The sequence below is a fragment of the Pseudomonas sp. LY-1 genome, from assembly GCF_053502595.1.
The window spans coordinates 6,336,156-6,359,906 of the sequence record NZ_CP094353.1 but is presented as its reverse complement, the minus strand read 5'-3'; the positions used below and the strand labels follow the sequence as shown (position 1 = coordinate 6,359,906).

19 protein-coding genes are annotated in these 23,751 nt (G+C 62.5%); 15 read left to right on the top strand and 4 right to left on the bottom strand.

What is annotated here, in order from left to right; translation table 11 throughout:
- The first annotated feature begins 80 nt into the window (after positions 1-80).
- Together MOQ67_RS29305 and MOQ67_RS29300 are read left to right on the top strand one after the other, a co-directional pair.
- The gene (locus MOQ67_RS29305; protein ID WP_017844925.1) at positions 81-1,025 is read left to right on the top strand and encodes a GlxA family transcriptional regulator; all 945 of its coding nucleotides are present in this window, start codon (positions 81-83) and stop codon (positions 1,023-1,025) included.
- A gap of 68 nt (positions 1,026-1,093) precedes the next feature.
- The gene (locus MOQ67_RS29300) at positions 1,094-2,272 is read left to right on the top strand and encodes an AAA family ATPase (protein ID WP_448675749.1); all 1,179 of its coding nucleotides are present in this window, start codon (positions 1,094-1,096) and stop codon (positions 2,270-2,272) included.
- Between the two features lie 62 nt (positions 2,273-2,334).
- On the opposite strand, the gene MOQ67_RS29295 is transcribed toward MOQ67_RS29300, so the two are convergent.
- A complete protein-coding gene (locus tag MOQ67_RS29295) occupies positions 2,335-2,751 on the bottom strand; it encodes a DUF3010 family protein (protein WP_017849536.1) in 417 nt (138 codons plus the stop codon).
- 202 nt (positions 2,752-2,953) lie between these two features.
- On the opposite strand from MOQ67_RS29295, the gene MOQ67_RS29290 reads away from it, so the two are divergent.
- Positions 2,954-3,916, top strand: a complete 963-nt coding sequence (locus MOQ67_RS29290; protein WP_177031777.1) for a tyrosinase family protein — start codon at positions 2,954-2,956, stop codon at positions 3,914-3,916.
- 40 nt (positions 3,917-3,956) lie between these two features.
- Here MOQ67_RS29290 and MOQ67_RS29285 read toward each other — a convergent pair whose 3' ends face one another.
- Positions 3,957-4,358, bottom strand: coding sequence for a lysozyme inhibitor LprI family protein (locus MOQ67_RS29285; protein ID WP_017849538.1), 402 nt, complete (start codon positions 4,356-4,358; stop codon positions 3,957-3,959).
- A gap of 219 nt (positions 4,359-4,577) precedes the next feature.
- Here MOQ67_RS29285 and MOQ67_RS29280 point away from each other — a divergent pair, with 219 nt between their 5' ends.
- The 6 genes from MOQ67_RS29280 (at position 4,578) to etfB (ending at position 12,337) form a co-directional block, all read left to right on the top strand.
- On the top strand, positions 4,578-5,555 hold the full coding sequence (locus tag MOQ67_RS29280) for a dipeptidase (protein ID WP_017849539.1): 978 nt from the start codon (positions 4,578-4,580) through the stop codon (positions 5,553-5,555).
- A 51-nt stretch (positions 5,556-5,606) separates the two neighbouring features.
- Entirely contained in the window at positions 5,607-6,137 is a 531-nt protein-coding gene (locus tag MOQ67_RS29275) for a DUF5943 domain-containing protein (RefSeq protein ID WP_017849540.1), read from the top strand.
- 16 nt (positions 6,138-6,153) lie between these two features.
- Entirely contained in the window at positions 6,154-8,214 is a 2,061-nt protein-coding gene (dgcA, locus tag MOQ67_RS29270; RefSeq protein ID WP_017849541.1) for a dimethylglycine demethylation protein DgcA, read from the top strand.
- Positions 8,215-8,387: 173 nt separating this feature from the next.
- Complete coding sequence (gene dgcB, locus MOQ67_RS29265) at positions 8,388-10,331, top strand: dimethylglycine demethylation protein DgcB (protein WP_448675748.1); 1,944 nt, start codon at positions 8,388-8,390, stop codon at positions 10,329-10,331.
- Positions 10,331-11,551 (top strand): electron transfer flavoprotein subunit alpha, encoded by a 1,221-nt coding sequence (gene etfA, locus MOQ67_RS29260; protein ID WP_448675747.1) that lies wholly within the window; start codon positions 10,331-10,333, stop codon positions 11,549-11,551. The genes dgcB and etfA overlap by 1 nt, the downstream gene beginning before the upstream one ends.
- 15 nt (positions 11,552-11,566) lie before the next feature.
- Positions 11,567-12,337: an electron transfer flavoprotein subunit beta gene (gene etfB / locus MOQ67_RS29255; RefSeq protein ID WP_193039867.1), complete on the top strand. Its 771-nt coding sequence runs from the start codon at positions 11,567-11,569 to the stop codon at positions 12,335-12,337.
- 685 nt (positions 12,338-13,022) lie between these two features.
- Here etfB and gbcA read toward each other — a convergent pair.
- A complete protein-coding gene (gene gbcA, locus MOQ67_RS29250; protein ID WP_017847882.1) occupies positions 13,023-14,315 on the bottom strand; it encodes a glycine-betaine demethylase subunit GbcA in 1,293 nt (430 codons plus the stop codon).
- A gap of 283 nt (positions 14,316-14,598) precedes the next feature.
- Between gbcA and gbcB the strand changes: the two genes are divergently transcribed.
- Entirely contained in the window at positions 14,599-15,699 is a 1,101-nt protein-coding gene (gene gbcB, locus MOQ67_RS29245) for a glycine-betaine demethylase subunit GbcB (RefSeq protein ID WP_017847881.1), read from the top strand.
- 61 nt (positions 15,700-15,760) lie between these two features.
- Here gbcB and MOQ67_RS29240 read toward each other — a convergent pair whose 3' ends face one another.
- A complete protein-coding gene (locus MOQ67_RS29240) occupies positions 15,761-16,801 on the bottom strand; it encodes a threonine aldolase family protein (RefSeq protein WP_017847880.1) in 1,041 nt (346 codons plus the stop codon).
- Positions 16,802-16,891: 90 nt separating this feature from the next.
- On the opposite strand from MOQ67_RS29240, the gene MOQ67_RS29235 reads away from it, so the two are divergent.
- The 5 genes from MOQ67_RS29235 to MOQ67_RS29215 all read left to right on the top strand — a co-directional run bounded on the left by MOQ67_RS29235 (position 16,892) and on the right by MOQ67_RS29215 (position 23,730).
- The gene (locus MOQ67_RS29235; protein ID WP_448675746.1) at positions 16,892-17,620 is read left to right on the top strand and encodes a TraX family protein; all 729 of its coding nucleotides are present in this window, start codon (positions 16,892-16,894) and stop codon (positions 17,618-17,620) included.
- A 251-nt stretch (positions 17,621-17,871) separates the two neighbouring features.
- Complete coding sequence (gene glyA / locus MOQ67_RS29230; protein WP_017847878.1) at positions 17,872-19,125, top strand: serine hydroxymethyltransferase; 1,254 nt, start codon at positions 17,872-17,874, stop codon at positions 19,123-19,125.
- 22 nt (positions 19,126-19,147) lie between these two features.
- On the top strand, positions 19,148-20,398 hold the full coding sequence (locus tag MOQ67_RS29225; RefSeq protein WP_003209185.1) for a sarcosine oxidase subunit beta: 1,251 nt from the start codon (positions 19,148-19,150) through the stop codon (positions 20,396-20,398).
- 15 nt (positions 20,399-20,413) lie between these two features.
- Positions 20,414-20,716: a sarcosine oxidase subunit delta gene (locus tag MOQ67_RS29220; RefSeq protein ID WP_017847877.1), complete on the top strand. Its 303-nt coding sequence runs from the start codon at positions 20,414-20,416 to the stop codon at positions 20,714-20,716.
- Positions 20,713-23,730: a sarcosine oxidase subunit alpha gene (locus MOQ67_RS29215; RefSeq protein ID WP_448675745.1), complete on the top strand. Its 3,018-nt coding sequence runs from the start codon at positions 20,713-20,715 to the stop codon at positions 23,728-23,730. Before MOQ67_RS29220 ends, MOQ67_RS29215 begins: the two co-directional genes overlap by 4 nt.
- The last annotated feature ends 21 nt before the right edge of the window (positions 23,731-23,751 follow it).

Genomic DNA, 23,751 nt, shown 5'->3' with positions numbered 1-23,751 from the left:
TGCAGCGACCTGTGCTCTTGAATGGGCCGTTGAACTGGCGTATCACAGTGACCACGCTGCCGGTCCTACGAGAGCGCACCATGTCCCAGGATTTCTACTTTCTGCTGATGCCGGGGTTCTCGGCCATCGGCTTTATCTCCGCGCTCGAACCGCTGCGCGTGGCCAACCGCTTTCGTGGCGAGTTGTACCGCTGGCATGTATTGAGCGCCGACGGCGGCGCGGTGCTGGCGAGCAATGGCATGTCGGTCAACGCCGACGCGGCGCTGGAGCCGCTGAAAAAAGGCGCGACGCTGATGGTGGTCGCCGGTTTCGAACCGCTTGAATTCGCCACCCCGGCCCTCGAACATTGGCTGCGCCGCCTCGACCATGACGGTGTGACCCTCGGCGCCATCGACACCGGAGCCTGCATCCTGGCCGAGGCCGGGCTGCTCGACGGCCACCGCCTGACCCTGCACTGGGAAGCCATCGACGCCTTCAAGGAAGCCTATCCGCACCTGAGCGTGACCCAGGAACTGTTCGAGATCGACCGCCGCCGCATTACCTGCGCCGGCGGCACCGCTTCCATCGACCTGATGCTCGACCTGATCGCCCAGGCCCACGGCCCCGACCTGGCGATCCAGGTCTCCGAGCAATTCGTACTCGGGCGCATCCGCCCGCGCAAAGACCACCAGCGCATGCAGATCGCCACGCGCTACGGCATCAACAACAAGAAGTTGGTGCAGGTGATCGGCGAGATGGAACAACACACCGAACCGCCGTTGAGCACCCTGGCCCTGGCCGAGGCGATCAAAGTCACGCGGCGTCAGCTGGAGCGCCTGTTTCGCCTGCATCTGAACGACACGCCGAGCAACTTCTACCTCGGCCTGCGCCTGGAAAAAGCGCGGCAGTTGTTGCGCCAGAGCGACATGAGCGTGCTGGAGGTGAGCCTTGCCTGCGGCTTTGAGTCGCCGTCGTATTTCACCCGCAGCTATCGGGCGCGGTTTGCCAAGTGTCCGCGGGAGGATCGGCGACGGGAGGTGGTTTGACCGGCGATTATAGTCAATTATACTCACGACTATAATTTATAGTTAGTTCAATAATTGAGTATAAAAGCATGTCCAAGCCCAGCGGTTTTGTGTTCCGCCGCCCCACCCTGGCAAGCAGTATTGCCGATGGCCTGGTGGGCGTGGGTATCCAGGATTTCACCTCTGGCCTGTTTCTCGCGGCGCCGCGTCGTACCGGCAAAAGTACTTTTCTGCGCGAAGACCTTCTCCCCGAGTGCCAGGCTCGGGGTTGGCTGACGGTGTATGTGGACCTGTGGGCCGACAAGGAGAAAGATCCCGCCGAGCTGATTTCCAGCGCCATTGCCGGTGCGTTGGTGCCTTTCGAAAAGGGCATCCGCAAACTGGCGAAGAACATCGGCATCGAAAAACTCAGCTTCCTGCGCACCTTGTCCTGGGACTTCACCAAGCCTCAACTGCCCGTGGGCGCGACCCTTACGCAAGCACTGGAATTACTTCACCGCGCCGCCGAGAAAACCGTGGTGCTGGTGATTGATGAAGCCCAGCACGCGCTCACCACCGAAGCGGGCATCAACGCCATGTTCGCCCTCAAGGCCGCACGCGACCAGCTCAACCAGGGCCGCGAAGGCGAGGGCAGTGGCTTACACCTGGTGTTCACCGGCTCCAACCGCGACAAGCTCGCTCATTTGGTGCTGGGCAAAAGCCAGCCGTTTTTCGGCTCCAGCATCACGCCGTTTCCGTTGCTGGGTAAGGCGTTCACTCAGGCTTACACCGCGCATCTCAACGCGCACCTGGCCGAGACCAACCAATTCAACGCGGCGGATATCGACGAAGCGTTTGAGTTGGTAGGCCGGCGCCCCGAGATGCTGCGCACCATCATCGGTGAAGTGGCCCTGGAGTTGGGCGAGGCGAGCAACCTGGGCCAGTTGCTGCACAGCCGCGCGGAAGTGCTGCGCGCCGGCGTCTGGAACGAATTCGAAAGCGCCTGGAACGCCCTCACCCTTGCGCAACGTGCCGTGCTGCAAGTGATGGTGGAGCGTTCGCAACACAATCAACCCTTCGCCCCGTTCACCGACAGCACCCTCATTGCGGTCAGCAAGGTGCTGGAGGAGATGGGCAGCGACGTGGTGCCCGGCACTCAGACCATCCAGGCGTGTATCGATGCCCTGCGTGACAAGGAACTGGTATGGAAGTCCAGCCGCGGCGGTTATGCCCTGGAAGACAAGTCCTTCGGCGACTGGCTGCTGCACAAGCACCGTACACACGGCTAAACACACCACAAAGCCAATGTGGGAGGGGGCAAGCCCCCTCCCACAGTAAATTGTCGGTGTGCCTATTGCTTTATCAGGGCCGAACACGCCGCCTTGAAGGCTTCATGCTGGTACTTGTTCAGCGTCGCCGGCAGATCGAAATTGTGCTTCTTGTTCTGCGCATTGATGGTCTGCGGCGACAGCAGCGTCACTTCAACCCCCTCCAGCAGTTGAAACACCCCTTCAATCTTGAACGTGGTCGGGCCGCCGGCGAATTCGCCTTTTTTGCTGCGCTTCTTGATGGCGATGCGTTCGATGGCGTTGTCCTGCACGAACGCCTTCACCTGGGCGGCGAAGGCTTTGACGTTGGCCGCTTCATCGTCGTCTTCGAGGGCGATTTTCTTGGTGGCCAGGGCGACGTGGGTCAGCGTCTGATTGTTCAGGGAGGCAACGGCGATGATGGCTTCGCTGCCTTTGATTTCGATGCCGCAGAGAGTCATTGGGTCGCCTTGGGGCAAAAAAGAGAGGCCGCAATAGTATCAGGGTCGAGGGCTGAGACGGCCGCCGTCCACCCGTCGGGAACGTGCTTGACCTGTTATTTTTGACAGTAGACCGTCGCGTGCCCGGTCTCATAGATTCCCTGAAGGAGCCTGCCGAGGGTTCCGGTCTGTTCCATGGCTATTCCGACAAGGGAGTTATGCAATGAATATTCGCAAGGAAATTCGCGCACTGACCGCAACGGAACAACTGGAGTTTATCAACACGTTATTGGCGATGAAGCGTTCCGGTGTCTACGACAAGTATGTTCATTGGCATCACGCTGTCATGAAGGCCACGGTCTACCCGAACGAACCCCAAGATCCCAACTACCGTAACGGTGCTCACCGGGGGCCGGCATTTCTGCCGTGGCACCGTGAAATGTTGATGCAGTTCGAGGCGGATCTACAAGCGATCAACGTCGGCGTGACGCTGCCTTATTGGGACTGGACGCAGGATGCGGCCGCCCCTGAACAATCGCCGGTCTGGCGCCAGGGTTTCCTGGGAGGTGATGGCGACCCAGCCGATCAGTTTCGCGTGCAAGATGGGGTCTTTGCCCACAAATACGGGAACTGGCCCGTGCCGCCCTATGACGAGGAGGGCTTGCCCGGGCCAGGCCTCAAGCGCCAGTTCGGGCAAGTGATCAGCTCACTGCCAACCGAGGACGACCTGCGAGTGGCGATGAACGAAAGCCTGTATGACGAACCCAATTACAACTCGAGCCCTTTCATCCGCGGTTTCAGAAACCGCCTGGAAGGCTGGATCACCCAGCGCGGCGATCCTGCTGTCAAAACCTCCGGTTCGCAGCTGCATAACCGTGTGCATTTGTGGATTGGCGGCAATATGTTGCCCATGACCTCACCGGATGACCCGGTGTTCTTCCTGCATCACTGCTTCATCGACAAGATCTGGGCGGAATGGCAGGCGCAGAAGCGCCTGGATGAGCCGGACCTGGCCCCGCACTATTGCCCCATGCAGGACGGTCCGCCGGGCCACAACTATGATGATGTGATTAATCCCTGGACCCGCCGGATCAGTGAGGTGATGGATATCGCCGCGCTGGGCTACAGCTATGCGCCCAGCCGCCCATTGACGAAAAGCCCGTTCAAGTCGCCCTTCATGGCCTGACGCCTGTGAAGCGTTCCCGCGTTCAATGCGCGGGAATGCTTCACTCTTGGCCGATCGACTCCAAAAACTCCGACCGCTCATCACTCATCCGCGCCAGGCAATCGTTCAGCGCGATCGCATAGGGCTTGGTACCGGTCGCCGCCGGGAAGGTGTCCACGGCGCAATCGGCGTCGCGTAATTTTTCCCACTTCTGCTGGGCATCCTTCAGACGAGCGGTAATGTCTGCCAGCTGTGACTTGTTGCTGCCATAGGTCGAACCCATGCGCTCCAGCAACCCTTGATAGTTATCCTTGAGCAATTGCTCGGCGGTGGTTTTGTTGTAGGTGGCGCATTCCAAGGTTTGCTTGTCGTTTTCGATGCCGTCGCACGGCGTGCTGTCGGTGTCTTCGGCCGCGTGGACGCCGGTTGCGATGAGTGCCAAAGCCAGGAAAATCGATTTCATTGCGCCGTCTCATATCGGTTGATGCGGGAATTCTGGCCCAAGCGTAAGACAAAGAACAGCCGCCAGACAGACCTGTCTTAGCGACCTTCGTCGCGGATTGACGCTTTCGGCAATTCCCCTGTCGTTTTTGCACCCGGTCCGCTCGGCCCCTCGGCATATGCTGGCCCCAAAGCGCCGGCAGACGATTCGGCGCACGAATCGCCAATAAGGGGACGCCTGATGAGCCCAGCGCAATTACACGCCGACAGCATCGTTATCGACGGGCTGATCATTGCCAAGTGGAACCGCGAGCTGTTCGAGGACATGCGCAAAGGCGGCCTGACCGCAGCCAACTGCACCGTGTCGGTGTGGGAAGGGTTCCAGGCGACGATCAATAACATCGTCGCCAGCCAGACCCTGATCCGCGAGAACAGCGACCTGGTGATCCCGGTGAAAACCACCGCCGACATCCGCAAGGCCAAGGAACAGGGCAAGACCGGCATCATCTTCGGCTTCCAGAACGCCCACGCGTTTGAAGACCAGCTCGGCTACGTCGAGATCTTCAAGCAGCTCGGCGTCGGTGTGGTGCAGATGTGCTACAACACCCAGAACCTGGTCGGCACCGGTTGCTACGAACGCGACGGCGGTCTGTCGGGCTTTGGCCGCGAGATTGTCGGCGAGATGAACCGCGTCGGCATCATGTGCGACCTGTCCCACGTCGGCTCCAAGACCAGCGAAGAAGTCATCCTCGAATCGAAAAAACCGGTGTGCTACTCCCACTGCCTGCCCTCCGGGCTCAAGGAACACCCGCGCAATAAGTCCGATGAAGAGCTGAAGTTCATCGCCGACCACGGCGGCTTTGTCGGCGTGACCATGTTCGCGCCGTTCCTGGCCAAGGGTATCGATTCGACCATCGACGACTACGCCGAAGCCATCGAGTACACCATGAACATCGTCGGCGAAGACGCCATCGGCATCGGCACCGACTTCACCCAGGGCCATGGCCAGGATTTCTTCGAAATGCTGACCCATGACAAGGGCTACGCCCGCCGCCTGACCAGCTTCGGCAAGATCATCAACCCGCTGGGCATCCGCACCGTGGGCGAGTTCCCCAACCTCACCGAGACCCTGCTCAAGCGCGGCCACAGCGAACGCGTGGTGCGCAAGATCATGGGCGAGAACTGGGTCAACGTCTTGAAGGACGTGTGGGGCGAATAAGCCAAACACCCACGGGCAACACCACTACGAATTTTCTGGAGTTAAGTTTCCATGGCCAAGATCGCCCCGCAATTGCCTATCGAAGTCGACAGCGAAACCGGTGTCTGGACCTCCGACGCCCTGCCGATGCTGTACGTACCGCGTCATTTCTTCGTCAACAACCACATGGGTATCGAAGAGGTGCTCGGTGCCGAGGCCTACGCCGCGATCCTCTACAAGGCCGGCTACAAATCCGCCTGGCACTGGTGTGAAAAAGAAGCCGAATGCCATGGCCTTGAAGGCGTGGCGGTGTTCGAGCACTACATGAAGCGCCTGTCGCAACGCGGCTGGGGCCTGTTCAAGATCCAAGACATCGACCTCGACAAAGGCACCGCCAGCGTCAAGCTCGAACACTCGGCGTTTGTCTACGTGTACGGCAAGGTCGGGCGCAAGGTCGACTACATGTTCACCGGCTGGTTTGCCGGGGCCATGGACCAGATCCTGCAAGCGCGCGGCAGCACTATTCGCACCGTGGCCGAACAAGTCTACGGCGGCTCCGAAGAGGGCCACGACGACGGCCTGTTCACCGTCAAGCCGTTGTAAGTCGAGGAACCCTGCCATGGCTTTCGAAGCAATGTTCGCGCCGATCCAGATCGGCAAACTGACCATCCGCAACCGCGTGCTCAGTACCGCCCACGCCGAGGTGTATGCCACCGACGGCGGCATGACCACCGACCGCTATGTGAAGTACTACGAAGAGAAAGCCAAGGGCGGGATCGGCCTGGCCATCTGCGGCGGGTCTTCCAGCGTGGCCATCGACAGCCCGCAAGGCTGGTGGAAATCGGTGAACCTGGCCGACGACCGGATCATCCCGCACTTCCAGAACCTGGCCGATGCCATGCACAAGCATGGCGCCAAGATCATGATCCAGATTACCCACATGGGCCGCCGCTCGCGCTGGGACGGCGAGCATTGGCCGACCCTGCTGTCGCCCTCGGGCATCCGCGAGCCGGTACACCGTGCGACCTGCAAGACCATCGAGCCGGAAGAGATCTGGCGCGTGATCGGCAACTACGCCAGCGCGGCAGCGCGGGCAAAAGCCGGTGGCCTGGACGGCGTGGAACTGTCGGCGGTGCATCAGCACATGATCGACCAGTTCTGGAGCCCGCGGGTCAACAAGCGCACCGACGAATGGGGCGGCAGCTTTGAAAACCGCATGCGTTTCGGCCTGGAAGTGCTCAAGGCGGTGCGGGCTGAAGTCGGCCCGGATTTCTGCGTCGGCATCCGCCTGTGCGGCGATGAGTTCCACCCGGACGGCTTGTCCCACGAGGACATGAAGCAGATCGCCAAGTATTACGACGACACCGGCATGCTCGATTTTATCGGTGTGGTCGGCTCGGGTTGCGATACCCACAACACCCTGGCCAACGTCATTCCGAACATGAGTTATCCACCGGAGCCGTTCCTGCATCTGGCGGCCGGGATCAAGGAAGTGGTCAAGGCCCCGGTGCTGCATGCGCAGAACATCAAGGACCCGAACCAGGCCACGCGCATCCTCGAAGGCGGCTATGTGGACATGGTCGGCATGACCCGCGCCCACATCGCCGACCCGCACCTGATCGCCAAGATCAAGATGGGCCAGATCGACCAGATCAAACAGTGCGTCGGCGCCAACTATTGCATCGACCGCCAGTACCAGGGCCTGGATGTGCTGTGCATCCAGAACGCCGCGACCTCCCGCGAATACATGGGCGTGCCGCACATCATCGAAAAATCCACCGGGCCCAAGCGCAAGGTGGTGGTGGTCGGCGCCGGGCCAGCGGGGATGGAGGCTGCGCGCGTCGCCGCCGAGCGTGGCCACGACGTGACCCTGTTCGAGAAAAAAGCCTTTATCGGCGGGCAAATCACTACCGCGTCCAAAGCCCCGCAGCGCGACCAGATCGCCGGGATCACCCGTTGGTTCCAACTGGAACTGGCGCGGTTGAACGTCGACCTGCGCCTGGGCGTGGCGGCGGACGCGGCGGCCATCCTCGACCTGCGCCCGGATGTGGTGGTGCTGGCGGTGGGCGGGCATCCGTTCCTGGAGCAGAACGAACACTGGGGCGCGGCCGAAGGCCTGGTGGTCAGCAGCTGGGACGTGCTCGACGGCAAAGTCGCGCCGGGCAAGAACGTGCTGGTCTACGACACCATCTGCGAATTCACCGGCATGTCGGTGGCCGATTTCCTCGCGGACAAGGGCAGCCAGGTCGAGATCGTCACCGACGACATCAAGCCCGGCGTGGCCATCGGCGGTACGTCGTTCCCGACCTACTACCGCAGCATGTACCCCAAGGAAGTGATCATGACCGGCGACATGATGCTGGAAAAGGTCTACCGCGAAGGCGACAAGCTGGTAGCGGTGCTGGAGAACGAATACACCGGCGCCAAAGAGGAGCGGGTGGTCGATCAGGTGGTGGTGGAAAACGGCGTGCGTCCCGATGAGGAGATCTACTACGCCCTCAAACCCGGCTCGCGCAACAAGGGGCAGATGGACATCGAAGCGCTGTTCGCGATCAAGCCGCAACCGTGCCTGAGCGAAGCGGGCGAGGGCTACTTGCTGTTCCGTATCGGTGACTGTGTGGCGCAGCGCAATACCCACGCCGCGATCTATGACGCCCTGCGCTTGTGCAAGGATTTCTGACCCGACACCGAACCAATGTGTACTCGGTCAAAAATGTGGGAGGGGGCTTGCCCCCGATAGCGGTGGGTCAGCTGCAGCTGTATCAACTGACAGTCCGCCATCGGGGGCAAGCCCCCTCCCACATTTAGGGCCCGGTTTCACAGTAGATCCGTGTGGTCTGTGGGAGCTTCACCATGTTGAATACTCTTCTTCCGATTCTGCTGTTCGCGGCGCTGGGCCTTGCTGTTCTGGGCGCGCTGCGGCGGGCAGCCATGTGGCGCCGTGGGCGGGCGTCGAAGGTCGACCTGATCAAAGGCCTGCTGGCCATGCCCAAGCGCTACATGGTCGACCTGCACCACGTGGTCGCCCGCGACAAATACATCGCCAACACCCACGTCGCTACGGCGCTGGGTTTTGTGCTGTCGGCGCTGCTGGCGGTCCTGGTGCATGGTTTCGGCCTGCATAACCGCATCCTCGGCGTTGCCTTGCTGCTGGCGTCGGTACTGATGTTTGTCGGCGCCACGTTTGTCTATCTGCGCCGGCGCAATCCGCCGTCGCGCCTGTCGAAAGGCCCGTGGATGCGCCTGCCGAAAAGCCTGATGGCGTTTTCTGTGAGCTTCTTCCTGGTGACGCTGCCGGTGGCCGGGGTGCTGCCCGCTGACTTCGGCGGCTGGTTGCTGGCCGCGTTGTTGAGCGTGGGTGTGCTGTGGGGCGTGTCGGAAATGTTCTTCGGCATGACCTGGGGCGGGCCGATGAAGCACGCCTTCGCCGGTGCCTTGCACCTGGCCTGGCACCGCCGCGCCGAGCGCTTCGGCGGGGGCCGTTCCACCGGTTTGAAACCGTTGGACCTGAACGATAAAAGCGCGCCCCTGGGCGTGGAAAAACCCAAGGACTTCACCTGGAACCAACTGCTCGGCTTCGACGCCTGCGTGCAGTGCGGCAAGTGCGAAGCGGCGTGCCCGGCGTTCGCCGCCGGCCAGCCGCTGAACCCGAAAAAGCTGATTCAGGACATGGTGGTCGGCCTGGCCGGCGGCACCGATGCCAAGTTCGCCGGCAGCGCTTATCCTGGAAAACCGATCGGTGAACACCGCGGCAACCCGCACCAACCGATCGTCAACGGCCTGGTGGACGCCGACACGTTGTGGTCCTGCACCACCTGCCGCGCCTGTGTGGAAGAGTGCCCGATGATGATCGAGCACGTGGACGCCATCGTCGACATGCGCCGCCACCTCACCCTGGAAAAAGGCGCCACGCCGAACAAGGGCGCCGAAGTCCTCGAAAACCTGATCGCCACTGACAACCCCGGCGGCTTCGCACCGGGCGGTCGGCTGAACTGGGCGGCGGATCTGAACCTGCCGTTGCTCAGCGAAAAAGGTCGCTGCGAGGTGCTGTTCTGGGTCGGCGACGCTGCCTTCGACATGCGCAACCAGCGCACCCTGCGCGCCTTCGTCAAAGTGCTGAAAGCGGCCAGGGTCGACTTCGCCGTGCTCGGCCTGGAAGAGCGCGACAGCGGCGATGTCGCCCGCCGCTTGGGCGATGAAGCGACCTTCCAACTGCTGGCCACGCGCAATATCCAGACCCTGGCCAAGTACAACTTCACGCGCATCGTCACCTGCGACCCGCACAGTTTCCATGTGCTGAAAAACGAATACGGCGCCTTCAACGGTGACTATGTCGTACAGCACCACAGCACCTTCATGGCCGAGCTGATCGGCGACGGCGCGCTGAACCTGGGCCAGCACAAAGGCAGCAGCGTGACCTATCACGACCCGTGCTACCTGGGCCGCTACAACGGCGAATACGAGGCGCCGCGCCAGGTGCTGCGGGCGTTGGGGATCGAGGTCAAGGAGATGCAACGCTCGGGCTACCGTTCACGCTGCTGCGGTGGCGGTGGCGGCGCGCCGATCACCGACATTCCGGGCAAGCAACGCATCCCCGATATGCGGATGGACGACATCCGCACAACCGACGCCGAACTGGTGGCCGTGGGCTGCCCGCAATGCACTGCGATGCTCGAAGGCGTGGTCGAACCGCGCCCACTGATCAAGGACATCGCCGAGTTGGTGGCCGATGCCTTGCTCGACGAGCCGGCGCCGGCCAAAGCCCCGATCACGCGTGAACCCGCGGAGGTACACTGATGAGCGACATTATCCGCCGCGACCCACGCGCCGAATGGATCGCCCGTAACCGCCTGCACCCGCTGCATGCGGCGATGCAGCCGGTGCAACACAGTTGGATGGGGCCCAACGGCGTCATCCGCAAGAACGTCCATGGTGTCGGTTTTATCGGCCCCAACGGCATCAAGCGCATCGACCGCAGCGGTGCCCAGCAGGGCGGGGCGGCCAAGCGCACGGCGGCGGTGGCGGTGCAGTTGCCGCTGCATCAGGTGGCGGCGCCCGCGTTCTACATCAACGTGGTGCCGGACATGGTCGGCGGCCGTCTGAGCAGCCACGACCGTGACCTGCTCGGCCTGGCCCGGCAACTCGCCGGCAGCGACGGTGCGGTGCTGGCCGTGGTGTTTGGCGAACACAAGGAAAACGCATTTGCCACGGCCGGCGTCGACCGCCTGCTGGTGCTCGAAGGTCATGCTTTCGACGGTTATTCACCGGAGCAACGCGTGCAGGGCCTGCGGGCTGTGGATAACCAGTTCAACCCGCGTCATTGGTTGCTGCCGGACAGCCGCAGCGGTGGCGGTGAACTCGGTCGGCGTTTTGCCGCCAGCCTCAACGAGCGCCCGGCCACGCGGGTCTGGCAGATCCAGGGCGAGCAGTGCATCGGCCGTGCCGGTGCTGGTCAGCAAGACGTGGCCCGGCCGTTGCCGCGCCTGATCCTGGCCGCCGCCGAATGCGCCGATCCGGTCAGCGACACTCGGCATGAAGTGCTGCCCGTGGAGTTATCCACAGCCCTGGCGCGCAGCCTGCCGCGTATCGAAGACCTCGGCGCGGTGGCGGTGGACCCGGCGGCGATTCCGATGGCTGAAGCCGAGTTTATTTTCTCCGGCGGCAACGGCGTGAAGGACTGGGCGCTGTTCCACCAGACCGCCGCCGCCCTGGGCGCTACCGAAGGCGCCTCGCGCGTCGCGGTGGACGATGGCTTCATGGCCCGCGATCGCCAGGTCGGCGCCAGCGGCACCTGGGTCACGGCGCGGGTGTATGTGGCCGTCGGTATCTCCGGGGCGATCCAGCACCTGCAAGGCATCGGCGCCTGCGACAAGGTGGTGGCGATCAACCTCGACCCCGGCTGCGACATGATCAAGCGTGCCGACCTGTCGGTGATCGGCGACAGCGCCGCGATTCTGCAAGCCTTGATCGCCGCGGTCGAGACCTACCGCCACGGCGCCAAGCGCGATGCGGCTTAAGCAAAGGATAAGGGCATGAACACGCAGGTAATCAGTCTGGTCTCCATCGGCGCCCACCCCACCTCCGGGCGCCCGCGCCGCGCCGCGCAGGATGCGCGCGCGGTCGAGTTGGGCCTGCAAATGGCTGGGGATAAGTTGCAGGTGCTGCATGCCGGCGACATCGCCGAACCCACGCTGCGCAGCTACCTGGGCATGGGGCTGGCGCAGTTGCATGTGCTCGAACAACCGCCTGGCGCCGATGCCTTGCCGGTGCTCAGTGAGTATCTGCGCGACGCCGGCGCCCAGGTGGTGCTCACCGGTAGCCAGGCCGAAACCGGCGAAGGTTCGGGGATGTTGCCGTTCCTGCTCGCCGAACACCTCGGCTGGCCGCTGATTGTCGGGCTGGCGCAGGTGGAGTCCATCGAGAGCGGCGTGGCCCTGGTGCTGCAAGCCTTGCCCCGTGGGCAGCGGCGGCGCTTGAAGGTGCGCCTGCCGTTTCTGGCCACGGTGGATAACGCCGCGCCCAAGCCTCGACAGAGCGCCTATGGCCCGGCGCAACGCGGCGAACTGGCGGCCCACGAGGTCGAGGTTGAAGCGGACGAGTTATTCACAGGCGCCGTGCTGCAACCGGCCAAGCCACGCCCCAAGCGGCTCAAGGTGATCAAGGCCAAGAGCGGCGCGGACCGGATGAAGGCGGCCACGGCCAAGGCCAGTGGCGGCGGCGGGCAGGTACTCAAGGGCCTCAGCCCTGAAGCGGGTGCTGAAGCGATTCTCAAGTTGTTGCTTGAGGAAGGCGTGGTTCGCTGAGCCGCAACGGGGAGAGTGGCTTACCCACAATCCCTGTTGACCCGTCTGTGGATAACCTGTTCGCGGTTGTCCACACCCCCTGTAAATCAAGCCCTGCAGCCCTCCGTACAAAAAACGACCAGGCTAACCCTCGGTTTTTCCTTGGGTTTCTGTGTGATCACAGCCATTACCCCGCGCAGAGTTTCCCCCAAAGTCTGTTGGCGCTTCTGTGGATAAGATGTTCGCTTACCGCTGAAGCCCTTATAAATCAAGGCTTACGCTAGGTTGATCGAAATTTGATCAATTGCGCGCATTTGCCCGCTGAAACGCGTGGATAGCCCGGTTTATGAAGGTTTGAAGGGGTTTTCCACAGCCGCGTCAAAGTTGCCCCCAAAGTCTGTTGGTGCTTCTGTGGATAAGGTGTTCGCGTACCGCTACAGGGCACGGTTCATATGGCTTACACGGAGTTGTTCAAAAATTGATCAGTGGCGCCTTAAAACGGCCAAGTCGAATAAGTCACGGATTTTCTTGATTTAATTTCGACGGGCAGGCGCACTTGCGCACAATTGCTGTGGGTGGCTCTGTGGATAAGTTGTTGGGCAAAGGCTGGAGGGCAGGCGGCGAGAGGGGTTCAGTGTGCTTGAACAAATTTTGATCAGTGCGCAACCCAATGTGGGAGCGAGCAAGCCCGCTCCCACTGGGATGGTTACTGGGCGGCCACGCCTTTGAGGTAGGGCGCCGGCGCCGCGCCGAGGTTGCTCAGCATGCGCTCGCTGTACCAGTCGATGAAGTTCACCACGCCGAACTCATAGGTCTTGGAGTAGGGGCCCGGCTGGTAGGCGGTGGAGTTGATCCCGCGCTGGTTTTCTTCGGCCAGGCGACGGTCCTGGTCGTTGGTGGCGTCCCATACCTGGCGCATGCGCTCCACGTCGTAGTCCACGCCTTCGACCGCGTCCTTGTGGACCAGCCACTTGGTGGTGACCATGGTTTCCTGGGCGCTGATCGGCCACACGGTGAACACGATCACGTGGTCGCCCATGCAGTGGTTCCACGAGTGCGGCAGGTGCAGGATACGCATCGAGCCCAGGTCCGGGTTCTTGATGCGGCCCATCAACTTCTTGCAGCCCTGTTTGCCGTCCAGGGTCATCGACACGGTGCCCTTGAGCAGCGGCATACGCACGATGCGGTTGCGCAGGCCGAAGCTGGCGTGGGCGTAAGGGATTTTTTCGGCTTCCCAGGCCGCGGCGCTGGCGGCCACGTGGTCCTTGAAGGCCTGGTCGGCGCGCGGGTCGGTGACGTCGTCCCACTCGAGCAGGGTTTTCAACAGCTCGGGGTGCGAGGCGTTGCAGTGGTAGCACTCGCGGTTGTTTTCCAGCACCAGTTTCCAGTTGGCCTTTTCCATCAAGGTGGTTTGCACCGCCACCTTGGTGTTCTCCATGTCGTAGGGTTCCATGTAGTGGTTCAGGGTCGACAGGAAGTCATCGATGGCCGGCGGGTTCTGCGCCAGGCTGATGAAGATGTAGCCGCCGGCGGTCTTCACGTTGATCGGCTTGAGGCCGTACTGCTTCATGTCGAAGTCGGCGCCCATCTCGGTGCCGGCGAACAGCAGGCGGCCGTCCAGTTCGTAGGTCCACTGGTGGTACGGGCAGACCAGCTTGGCGACCTTGCCTTTGTCGCTGGTACACAAGCGCGAACCGCGGTGGCGGCAGACGTTGTGGAACGCATGCACCACGCCATCGGCGCCACGGATCACGATGATCGGGTTCTTGCCCACTTGCAGGGTCAGGAAGTTGCCCTTGGTGGGGATCTCGCAGGTCATGCCGGCGATCAACCATTCCTTCTGGAAGATCTCCTGCATATCGATATCAAACAACCGCTCATCAGAGTAGAACGGCTGTGGCAGCGAGAACGTGCGTTCGCGCTCTTGCAGCATCTGCGCGGTGGCCTTGCGTGCGGGTTCCAGCGGATCGCCCAAGCTTAAGGTTGCGGTGACGTCCATCGTGTGTGTCCTCATGGCCATTCTGTGTGGCCGGCGAAAGTGGCTACGGTTAGTGCAGTGGCAAGGCGTAAAGAAAGTGTCGTTGTTGGCAGCGAGTGTGCGGCCGCCGTTGCGGTGAACCTTATCCATGGGCGACATGGCCCAATCTGTTCCCGACGCGCAACCCCCTGTCGTTGGGGGCTGGTCGCGATAAGTATGTGAATGTCGCAGATAGGTAAATGGGTGGTTCTCGCGTTACGCAGAATCGCCACCATAAGGCCGAGCCTCGGCGGTGGAGAACAGCATGTCCAGCAACTTCCTGAATCCGGTAACCACCCAGACCTGGGCCAATGGTCGGCACATTGTCCGTTGCGTCAAAGTCATCCAGGAAACCTGGGACGTTCGCACCTTCTGCTTCATGGCCGACCAACCGATCCTGTTCTTTTTCAAGCCGGGGCAGTTCGTCACCCTGGAGCTGGAAATCGACGGCCAGCCGATCATGCGTTCCTACACCATCTCCAGCTCGCCGTCGGTGCCTTACAGCTTCTCGGTGACGATCAAGCGCGTGCCGGGCGGCAAGGTCTCCAACTGGCTGCACGACACCCTGCACGAGGGCCAGGAGCTGGCGGTCCACGGGCCGGTCGGGCTGTTCAATGCCATCGACTTCCCAAGCCCCAAGGTGCTGTACCTCAGCGGCGGCGTCGGCATTACCCCGGTGATGTCCATGGCGCGCTGGTTCTACGACACCAACGCCAACGTCGACATGACGTTTATCCACAGCGCGCGCTCGCCCAAAGACATCATCTACCACCGCGAGCTGGAGCACATGGCCTCGCGGATCGACAACTTCAGCCTGCACCTGATCTGCGAGAAGCACGGCCTGGGCGAGCCCTGGGCCGGGTATCGCGGCTACCTGAACCACAAGATGCTCGAATTGATGGTGCCGGACTTCCTGGAGCGCGAAGTGTTCTGCTGCGGCCCCACGCCGTACATGACCGCAGTGAAGCGCCTGCTGGAAGCCGCCGGTTTCGACATGACGCGTTATCACGAAGAGTCCTTCGGCGCGACGCCAGCGGAAGCCCGCGCCGATGCGGTGGAACAGGCCGAACAAGCCGCCGATGCGCCGGAAATCGACCTGGCGGACCTGCATCAGGTCGAGTTCATCACCTCGGGCAAGAGCATCCGCGTGGCGCCGGGCGAAACCGTCCACGCCGCTGCGGCCAAGCTCGGCCTGCTGATTCCCAAGGCCTGCGGCATGGGGATTTGCGGCACATGCAAGGTGCTCAAGCTGGGCGGCGAGGTCGAGATGGACCACAACGGCGGGATTACCGAGGAAGACGAAGCCGAGGGCTACATCCTGTCGTGCTGCAGCGTGCCGAAGGGCGACGTGCGGATTGAGTTCTGACCCACACCTTAAGTGGGCACGATCCACTGTGGCAGGGAGCAAGCCCCTGCCACCTTCGTAATCAGGCCCCCATCACTTCGCGAATATCCGCCGCCAGCTCGCGCACGCGTTCTTCCTCGGTGTCCCACGCACACATGAAGCGCGCGCCGCCTTTGCCGATGAAGGTGTAGAAGCGCCAGCCCTTGGCCGTCAGCGCGGCGATCGCCGGTTCCGAGAGTTGCAGGAACACGCCGTTGGCCTGCACCGGGAACATCAATTCCACGCCGGGAATATCCGCCACCAGGCTGCTCAGCAACTGTGCGCAGTGGTTGGCGTGGCGTGCGTGTTTGAGCCAGGCGTCGTTTTCCAGCAGGCCCACCCACGGCGCGGAGAGGAAGCGCATCTTCGACGCGAGCTGGCCGGCCTGTTTGCAGCGGTAGTCGAAGTCTTCGGCCAGTGCGCGGTTGAAGAACAGAATCGCTTCGCCCACGGCCATGCCGTTTTTCGTGCCGCCGAAGCACAACACATCCACCCCGGCTTTCCAGGTCAGGTCGGCCGGCGAACAGCCGAGGAACGCGCAGGCGTTGGCGAAGCGCGCGCCGTCCATGTGCAGGTTCAGGCCGAGCTCTTTGCAGGTGGCGCTGATGGCGCGGATTTCGTCCGGGGTGTACACGCTGCCGACTTCAGTGGCCTGGGTCAGCGTCACCACGCGGGGTTTGGGGTAATGGATGTCCTGGCGCTTGAGGGCGATCTCGCGGATCGATTCCGGGGTCAGCTTGCCGTTTTCGGTGCGCGCGGTGAGCAGCTTGGAACCGTTGGAGAAAAACTCCGGTGCGCCGCATTCGTCGGTCTCGACGTGGGCGGTTTCCGAGCAGATCACGCTATGGTAGCTCTGGCACAGCGACGACAGCGCCAGGGAGTTGGCGGCGGTGCCGTTGAAGGCGAAGAACACTTCGCAGTCGGTCTCGAACAGGTTACGGAAACCGTCGGCGGCGCGGTGGGTCCATTCGTCATCGCCATAGGCGCGCTGATGGCCGTGGTTGGCTTGTTCCATGGCGGCCCAGGCTTCCGGGCAGATGCCGGAATAGTTATCGCTGGCGAATTGTTGGCTCTTGTCGGTCATGGCCCATTCCTGTGGTCGATGTTGGTGCACACTTTAACCAAGATTGGTTGGGGTGCACACGCACTGTAAATGCAAAGTCACTGGGGAATTATGCACGCTACTGAAACGATTCCTGTCGGACGTGTCCGCGATGGCGCCTTGGATTTGCTCAAGTGGCTGGCGCTGCTGAGCATGGTGCTGGACCACTTGCGTTATGTCGGGTTGAGCCTGGATGGCCTGTATGTGCCGGGGCGCCTGGCGTTCCCGTGGTTTTGCCTGGCGATTGCGGCGAATGTGCATCGGGTGCGAGACGCGCCAGTGAGCGGCCGCTGGCGTTACCTGGGCTGGTTGCTGTTGTTCAGTCTGATCAGCGAAGTGCCGTACCGGCTGTTCATCGAAGATGCCGATACGTTGAATGTGTTGCCCACCTTGGCGTTGGGCCTGCTGGTTGCCCGAGGATGGCAGCAGAAGGCGCTGGTTGACCGAGGATTGGCGCTGATTTCCCTGGCGATAGGCGCTGTGTTTTCCACGCAGCTGATGTTCGGTTTCTTCGGTGTATTGCTGCCGTGGGCAATGGTGTTGGTGTTTCGTCGGCGATGGTATTTCAGCGTATTTCCGGGGCTGCTGTGTGTGGCAGCCAATCAATGGCAGATTCTGCTCGATAGCGGCACGCCGGTGGCGTGGATGGGACTGAGCGCCTGCCTGCTCGCGCCACTGCTCGGCCTGGTCGTGTTGCGACACGCCCAACACACCTCGCCGCCGGCCATGCGCCGCTGGGCGTATGCCCTCTATCCTGTGCATTTCCTGCTGTTGCTACTCGTCCGTCAAATCATCGCCTAACCAGTGTGGGAGGGGCGGTGCGACGGTTCGACTTGCCCCCGATAGCGGTGTGTCAGCCACGGCATGTGCAAGCTGATCCACCGCTATCGGGGGCAAGCCCCCTCCCACATTTGTTCTGCGTTGTTCCAGCTATGTCGTAAACGCACCTTTGCGTGGCGTCCGTAGGCATTTGACCTGCCTGCGCCAGCCCTACCATCGCATCAAAGGGCCCTGCACGGGCCTTAACAATACGAAAGGCTGGGAGAGACGCGATGTTCAGCAAACAAGACCAGATCCAGGGTTATGACGATGCACTGCTCGCGGCGATGAATGCCGAGGAGCAGCGGCAGGAAGATCATATCGAGCTGATCGCGTCGGAGAACTACACCAGCAAGCGCGTGATGCAAGCCCAGGGCAGCGGCCTGACCAACAAGTACGCCGAAGGCTACCCGGGCAAGCGCTACTACGGTGGCTGCGAGCATGTGGACAAGGTCGAAGCCCTGGCCATCGAACGCGCCAAGCAGTTGTTCGGCGCCGACTACGCCAACGTGCAGCCGCATTCCGGCTCATCCGCCAACAGCGCGGTGTACCTGGCGCTGTTGAACGCCGGTGACACCATCCTCGGCATGAGCCTGGCCCACGGCGGCCACCTGACCCACGGCGCCAAAGTGTCGTCCTCGGGCAAGCTGTACAACGCGGTGCAATACGGCATCAACACCGACACCGGGCTGATCGACTACGACGAAGTCGAACGCCTGGCCGTGGAGCATCAGCCGAAGATGGTGGTGGCCGGTTTTTCCGCCTACTCCAAGACCCTGGATTTCCCACGCTTCCGTCAGATCGCCGACAAGGTCGGTGCGCTGCTGTTCGTCGACATGGCCCACGTCGCCGGCCTGGTGGCCGCCGGTCTGTACCCGAACCCGCTGCCTTACGCCGACGTGGTCACCACCACCACCCACAAGACCCTGCGCGGTCCGCGTGGCGGCCTGATTCTGGCGCGTGCCAACGAAACGATCGAAAAGAAACTCAACGCCGCTGTATTCCCTGGCGCCCAGGGCGGCCCGCTGATGCACGTCATCGCCGGCAAGGCGGTGTGCTTCAAGGAAGCCCAGGAGCCTGGCTTCAAGGCCTATCAGCAGCAAGTGATCGACAACGCCCAGGCCATGGCCGGCGTGTTTATCAAACGCGGCTACGATGTAGTGTCCGGCGGCACCGATAACCATCTGTTCCTGGTCAGCCTGATTCGCCAGGGCCTCACCGGTAAAGACGCGGACGCCGCCCTCGGTCGCGCCCACATCACCGTCAACAAGAACGCCGTGCCGAATGACCCGCAGTCGCCGTTCGTGACGTCGGGCCTGCGTATCGGCACGCCGGCGGTGACCACGCGCGGTTTCAAGGTGCCGCAATGCATCGAGCTGGCCGGCTGGATCTGCGACATCCTCGACAACCTCGGCGACGCCGATGTCGAGGCCGACGTGGCCAAGCGCGTGTCGGCCCTGTGCGCTGATTTCCCGGTTTATCGCTGAGCGCGGTTTTGGAGTAATGACTATGCAACGCTACTCGGGCTTCGGCCTCTTCAAGCACTCACTCAGCCACCACGAAAACTGGCAGAAGATGTGGCGCACGCCGACCCCTAAAAAGGTGTACGACGTGGTCATCGTCGGCGGTGGCGGGCATGGTCTGGCGACCGCCTACTACCTGGCCAAGGAGCACGGCATCACCAATGTCGCCGTGGTCGAAAAGGGCTGGCTGGGCGGCGGTAACACCGCGCGCAACACCACCATCGTGCGTTCCAACTACCTGTGGGACGAGTCGGCGCACTTGTACGAACACGCGATGAAACTGTGGGAAGGCCTGTCCCAGGACCTGAACTACAACGTGATGTTCTCCCAGCGCGGCGTCTACAACCTGTGCCACACCCTGCAGGACATCCGCGATTCCGAACGTCGCGTCAGCGCCAACCGCCTCAACGGCGTGGACGGCGAACTGCTCAACGCCAAACAGGTCGCGGACGAGATTCCGTACCTGGATTGCTCGAAGAACACCCGCTACCCGGTGATGGGCGCCACCGTGCAACGACGCGGCGGCGTGGCCCGTCACGATGCCGTGGCCTGGGGCTTTGCCCGCGCCGCCGACGCCCTCGGAGTGGATTTGATCCAGCAGACCGAAGTGATCGGCTTTCGCAAGGAAAACGGCGTGTGCATCGGTGTGGAGACCAACAAGGGTTTTATCGGCGCCAAGCGCGTCGGTGTGGTCACCGCCGGTAACTCCGGGCACATGGCTTCGCTCGCCGGTTTCCGCCTGCCGATCGAATCGCACCCGCTGCAAGCACTGGTGTCGGAGCCGATCAAGCCGATTATCGACAGCGTGATCATGTCCAACGCCGTACACGGTTACATCAGCCAGTCCGACAAGGGCGACCTGGTGATCGGCGCCGGTATCGACGGCTACAACGGCTACGGCCAGCGCGGTTCGTACCCGGTGATCGAACACACCATCCAGGCCATCGTCGAGATGTTCCCGGTGCTCTCACGCGTGCGTATGAACCGCCAGTGGGGCGGCATCGTCGACACCACGCCGGACGCCTGCCCGATCATCTCCAAGACCCCGGTGCCGAACATGTTCTTCAACTGCGGTTGGGGCACGGGCGGTTTCAAGGCCACTCCCGGCTCAGGCAACGTGTTTGCCGCGAGCCTGGCCAAGGGTGAAATGCACCCGCTGGCCGCACCTTTCTCCATCGACCGTTTCCACAACGGTGCGTTGATCGACGAACACGGCGCTGCGGCCGTCGCCCACTAACAGGAGAAATTCCCTATGTTGCATATCTTCTGTCCTCACTGTGGCGAACTGCGCTCCGAAGAGGAATTCCATGCCTCCGGCCAAGCGCACATCCCACGCCCGCTGGACCCCAACGCCTGCACCGATGAAGAGTGGGGCGACTACATGTTCTTCCGCGACAACCCCCGCGGCCTGCACCACGAGCTGTGGATTCACGCTGCCGGTTGCCGTCAGTACTTCAACGCGACCCGCGACACGCTGACCTACGAAATTCTTGAAACCTACAAAATCGGCACCAAGCCACAATTCACCGCCAAGGCTGCTGGAGCGAAGGTATGAGCCAGATCAATCGCCTGTCCAACGGTGGCCGGATCGACCGTAACAAAGTCCTGACCTTCAGCTTCAACGGCCAGACCTACAAAGGCTTCGAAGGCGACACCCTGGCCGCTGCGCTGCTGGCCAACGGTGTCGACATCATCGGCCGCAGCTTCAAGTACTCGCGCCCACGCGGCATCTTTGCTGCCGGTGCCGAAGAGCCGAACGCGGTGCTGCAGATCGGCGCCACCGAAGCCACCCAGATTCCCAACGTGCGCGCCACGCAACAGGCGTTGTACCAGGGTCTCGTTGCCACCAGCACCAACGGCTGGCCGAGCGTGAACAACGACGTGATGGGCATTCTCGGCAAAGTCGGCGGCAAGCTGATGCCGCCGGGGTTCTACTACAAAACCTTCATGTACCCGCAGTCGTTCTGGATGACCTACGAGAAGTACATCCGCAAGGCTGCAGGTTTAGGCCGCTCGCCGACCGAGAACGACCCGGACACCTACGACAACTTCAACCGGCATTGCGACGTGCTGGTGGTCGGTGCCGGCCCGGCCGGTCTGGCCGCTGCACTGGCCGCTGCGCGCAGCGGCGCCCGCGTGATCATCGCCGATGAGCAGGAAGAGTTCGGCGGCTCGTTGCTCGATTCGCGCGAAAGCCTCGACGGCAAGCCGGCCACCGAGTGGGTCGCCAGCGTCATCGCCGAACTCAAAGCCCTGCCGGATGTGGTGCTGCTGCCCCGCGCCACCGTCAACGGTTACCACGACCATAACTTCCTGACCATTCACGAGCGTCTCACCGATCACCTCGGCGACCGTGCGCCGATCGGCCAGGTGCGCCAGCGTATCCACCGTGTGCGTGCCAAGCGCGTGGTGCTGGCGACCGGTGCGTGCGAGCGTCCGCTGGTGTACGGCAACAACGACGTGCCGGGCAATATGCTCGCCGGTGCAGTCTCGACTTACGTGCGCCGTTACGGCGTGGCACCCGGCAAGAAACTGGTGCTGTCGACCAACAACGACCACGCCTACCGCGTCGCCCTGGACTGGTTGGAAGCCGGCCTGAAAGTGGTGGCCGTGGCCGATGCCCGCCATAACCCACGCGGCGCGCTGGTGGAAGAAGCCCGCGCCAAAGGCATTCGTATCCTCACCGGCAGCGCTGTGATCGAAGCCCGTGGCAGCAAGCATGTGAGCGGCGCCCGTGTTGCCGCCATCGATGTCAAAGCGCATACCGTCACCAGCCCCGGCGAGTGGCTGGACTGCGACCTGGTGGCCAGCTCCGGCGGCTACAGCCCGGTGGTCCACCTGGCCTCGCACCTGGGCGGCAAGCCGACCTGGCGCGAAGACATCCTCGGTTTTGTACCGGGCGAAGCACCGCAAAAGCGTGTGTGCGTTGGCGGTATCAACGGCGTCTACGGCCTGGGCGATTCCCTGGCGGACGGTTTTGAAGGGGGCGTGCGCGCCGCCAGCGAAGCCGGTTTTAGCCCGGTGGAAGGCACGCTGCCCAAAGCCTTGAACCGCTTGGAAGAGCCGACGCTGGCGCTGTTCCAGGTGCCTCACGAGAAAGCCACTGCACGGGCGCCCAAGCAATTCGTCGACCTGCAGAACGACGTCACTGCGGCCGCCATCGAACTGGCGACCCGCGAAGGTTTCGAGTCGGTGGAACACGTCAAGCGCTACACCGCGCTGGGCTTCGGCACCGACCAGGGCAAGCTGGGTAACGTCAACGGCCTGGCCATTGCGGCGCGTTCGCTGAACATGACCATCCCGCAGATGGGCACCACCATGTTCCGCCCCAACTACACGCCGGTGACCTTCGGCGCGGTTGCGGGGCGGCACTGTGGGCACATCTTCGAGCCCATTCGCTACACCGCGCTGCACGCCTGGCATGTGAAGAATGGCGCCGAGTTTGAAGACGTCGGCCAGTGGAAACGCCCGTGGTACTTCCCGCGCAACGGTGAAGACCTGCACGCGGCGGTCAAGCGCGAATGTCTGGCGGTGCGCGACAGCGTCGGCCTGCTGGATGCGTCGACCCTCGGCAAGATCGACATCCAGGGCCCGGATGCCCGCGAGTTCCTCAACCGCATCTACAGCAACGCCTGGACCAAGCTCGACGTGGGCAAGGCGCGCTACGGCCTGATGTGCAAAGAAGACGGCATGGTCTTCGACGACGGCGTGACCGCTTGCCTGGCCGACAACCACTTCCTGATGACCACCACCACCGGCGGCGCGGCCCGTGTGCTGCAATGGCTGGAAATCTACCAACAGACCGAATGGCCGGACCTCAAGGTCTACTTCACCTCGGTCACCGACCACTGGGCGACCATGACCCTGTCGGGCCCCAACAGCCGCAAGCTGCTGGCCGAAGTCACCGACATCGACCTGGACAAGGACGGCTTCCCGTTCATGACCTGGAAAGAAGGCCTGGTCGGCGGCGTGCCGGCGCGGGTGTTCCGCATCTCGTTCACCGGCGAGCTGTCGTATGAAGTCAACGTGCAGGCCGACTACGCCATGGGCGTGCTGGAGCAAATCGTCAAGGCCGGCAAAAAGTACAACCTGACCCCGTATGGCACCGAAACCATGCACGTCCTGCGGGCCGAGAAGGGCTTCATCATCGTCGGCCAGGACACCGACGGCTCGATGACCCCGGACGACCTGAACATGGGCTGGTGCGTCGGCCGTACCAAGCCGTTCTCGTGGATCGGCTGGCGCGGCATGAACCGCGAAGACTGCGTGCGCGAAGATCGCAAGCAATTGGTCGGCCTCAAGCCGATCGATCCCGCGGTGTGGCTGCCGGAAGGCGCGCAACTGGTGTTCGACGCCAAGCAGACGATCCCGATGAAGATGGTCGGCCATGTCACCTCCAGCTACGCGCACAACTCCCTCGGTTATTCGTTTGCGCTGGCGGTGGTCAAGGGCGGCTTGAAGCGCATCGGCGAGCGGGTGTTTTCGCCGCAAGCGGATGGCAGCGTGATCGAGGCGGAGATTGTGTCCTCGGTGTTCTTTGATCCGAAAGGCGACCGCCAGAACATCTGATAGACCGAGGCGCGCCATCGG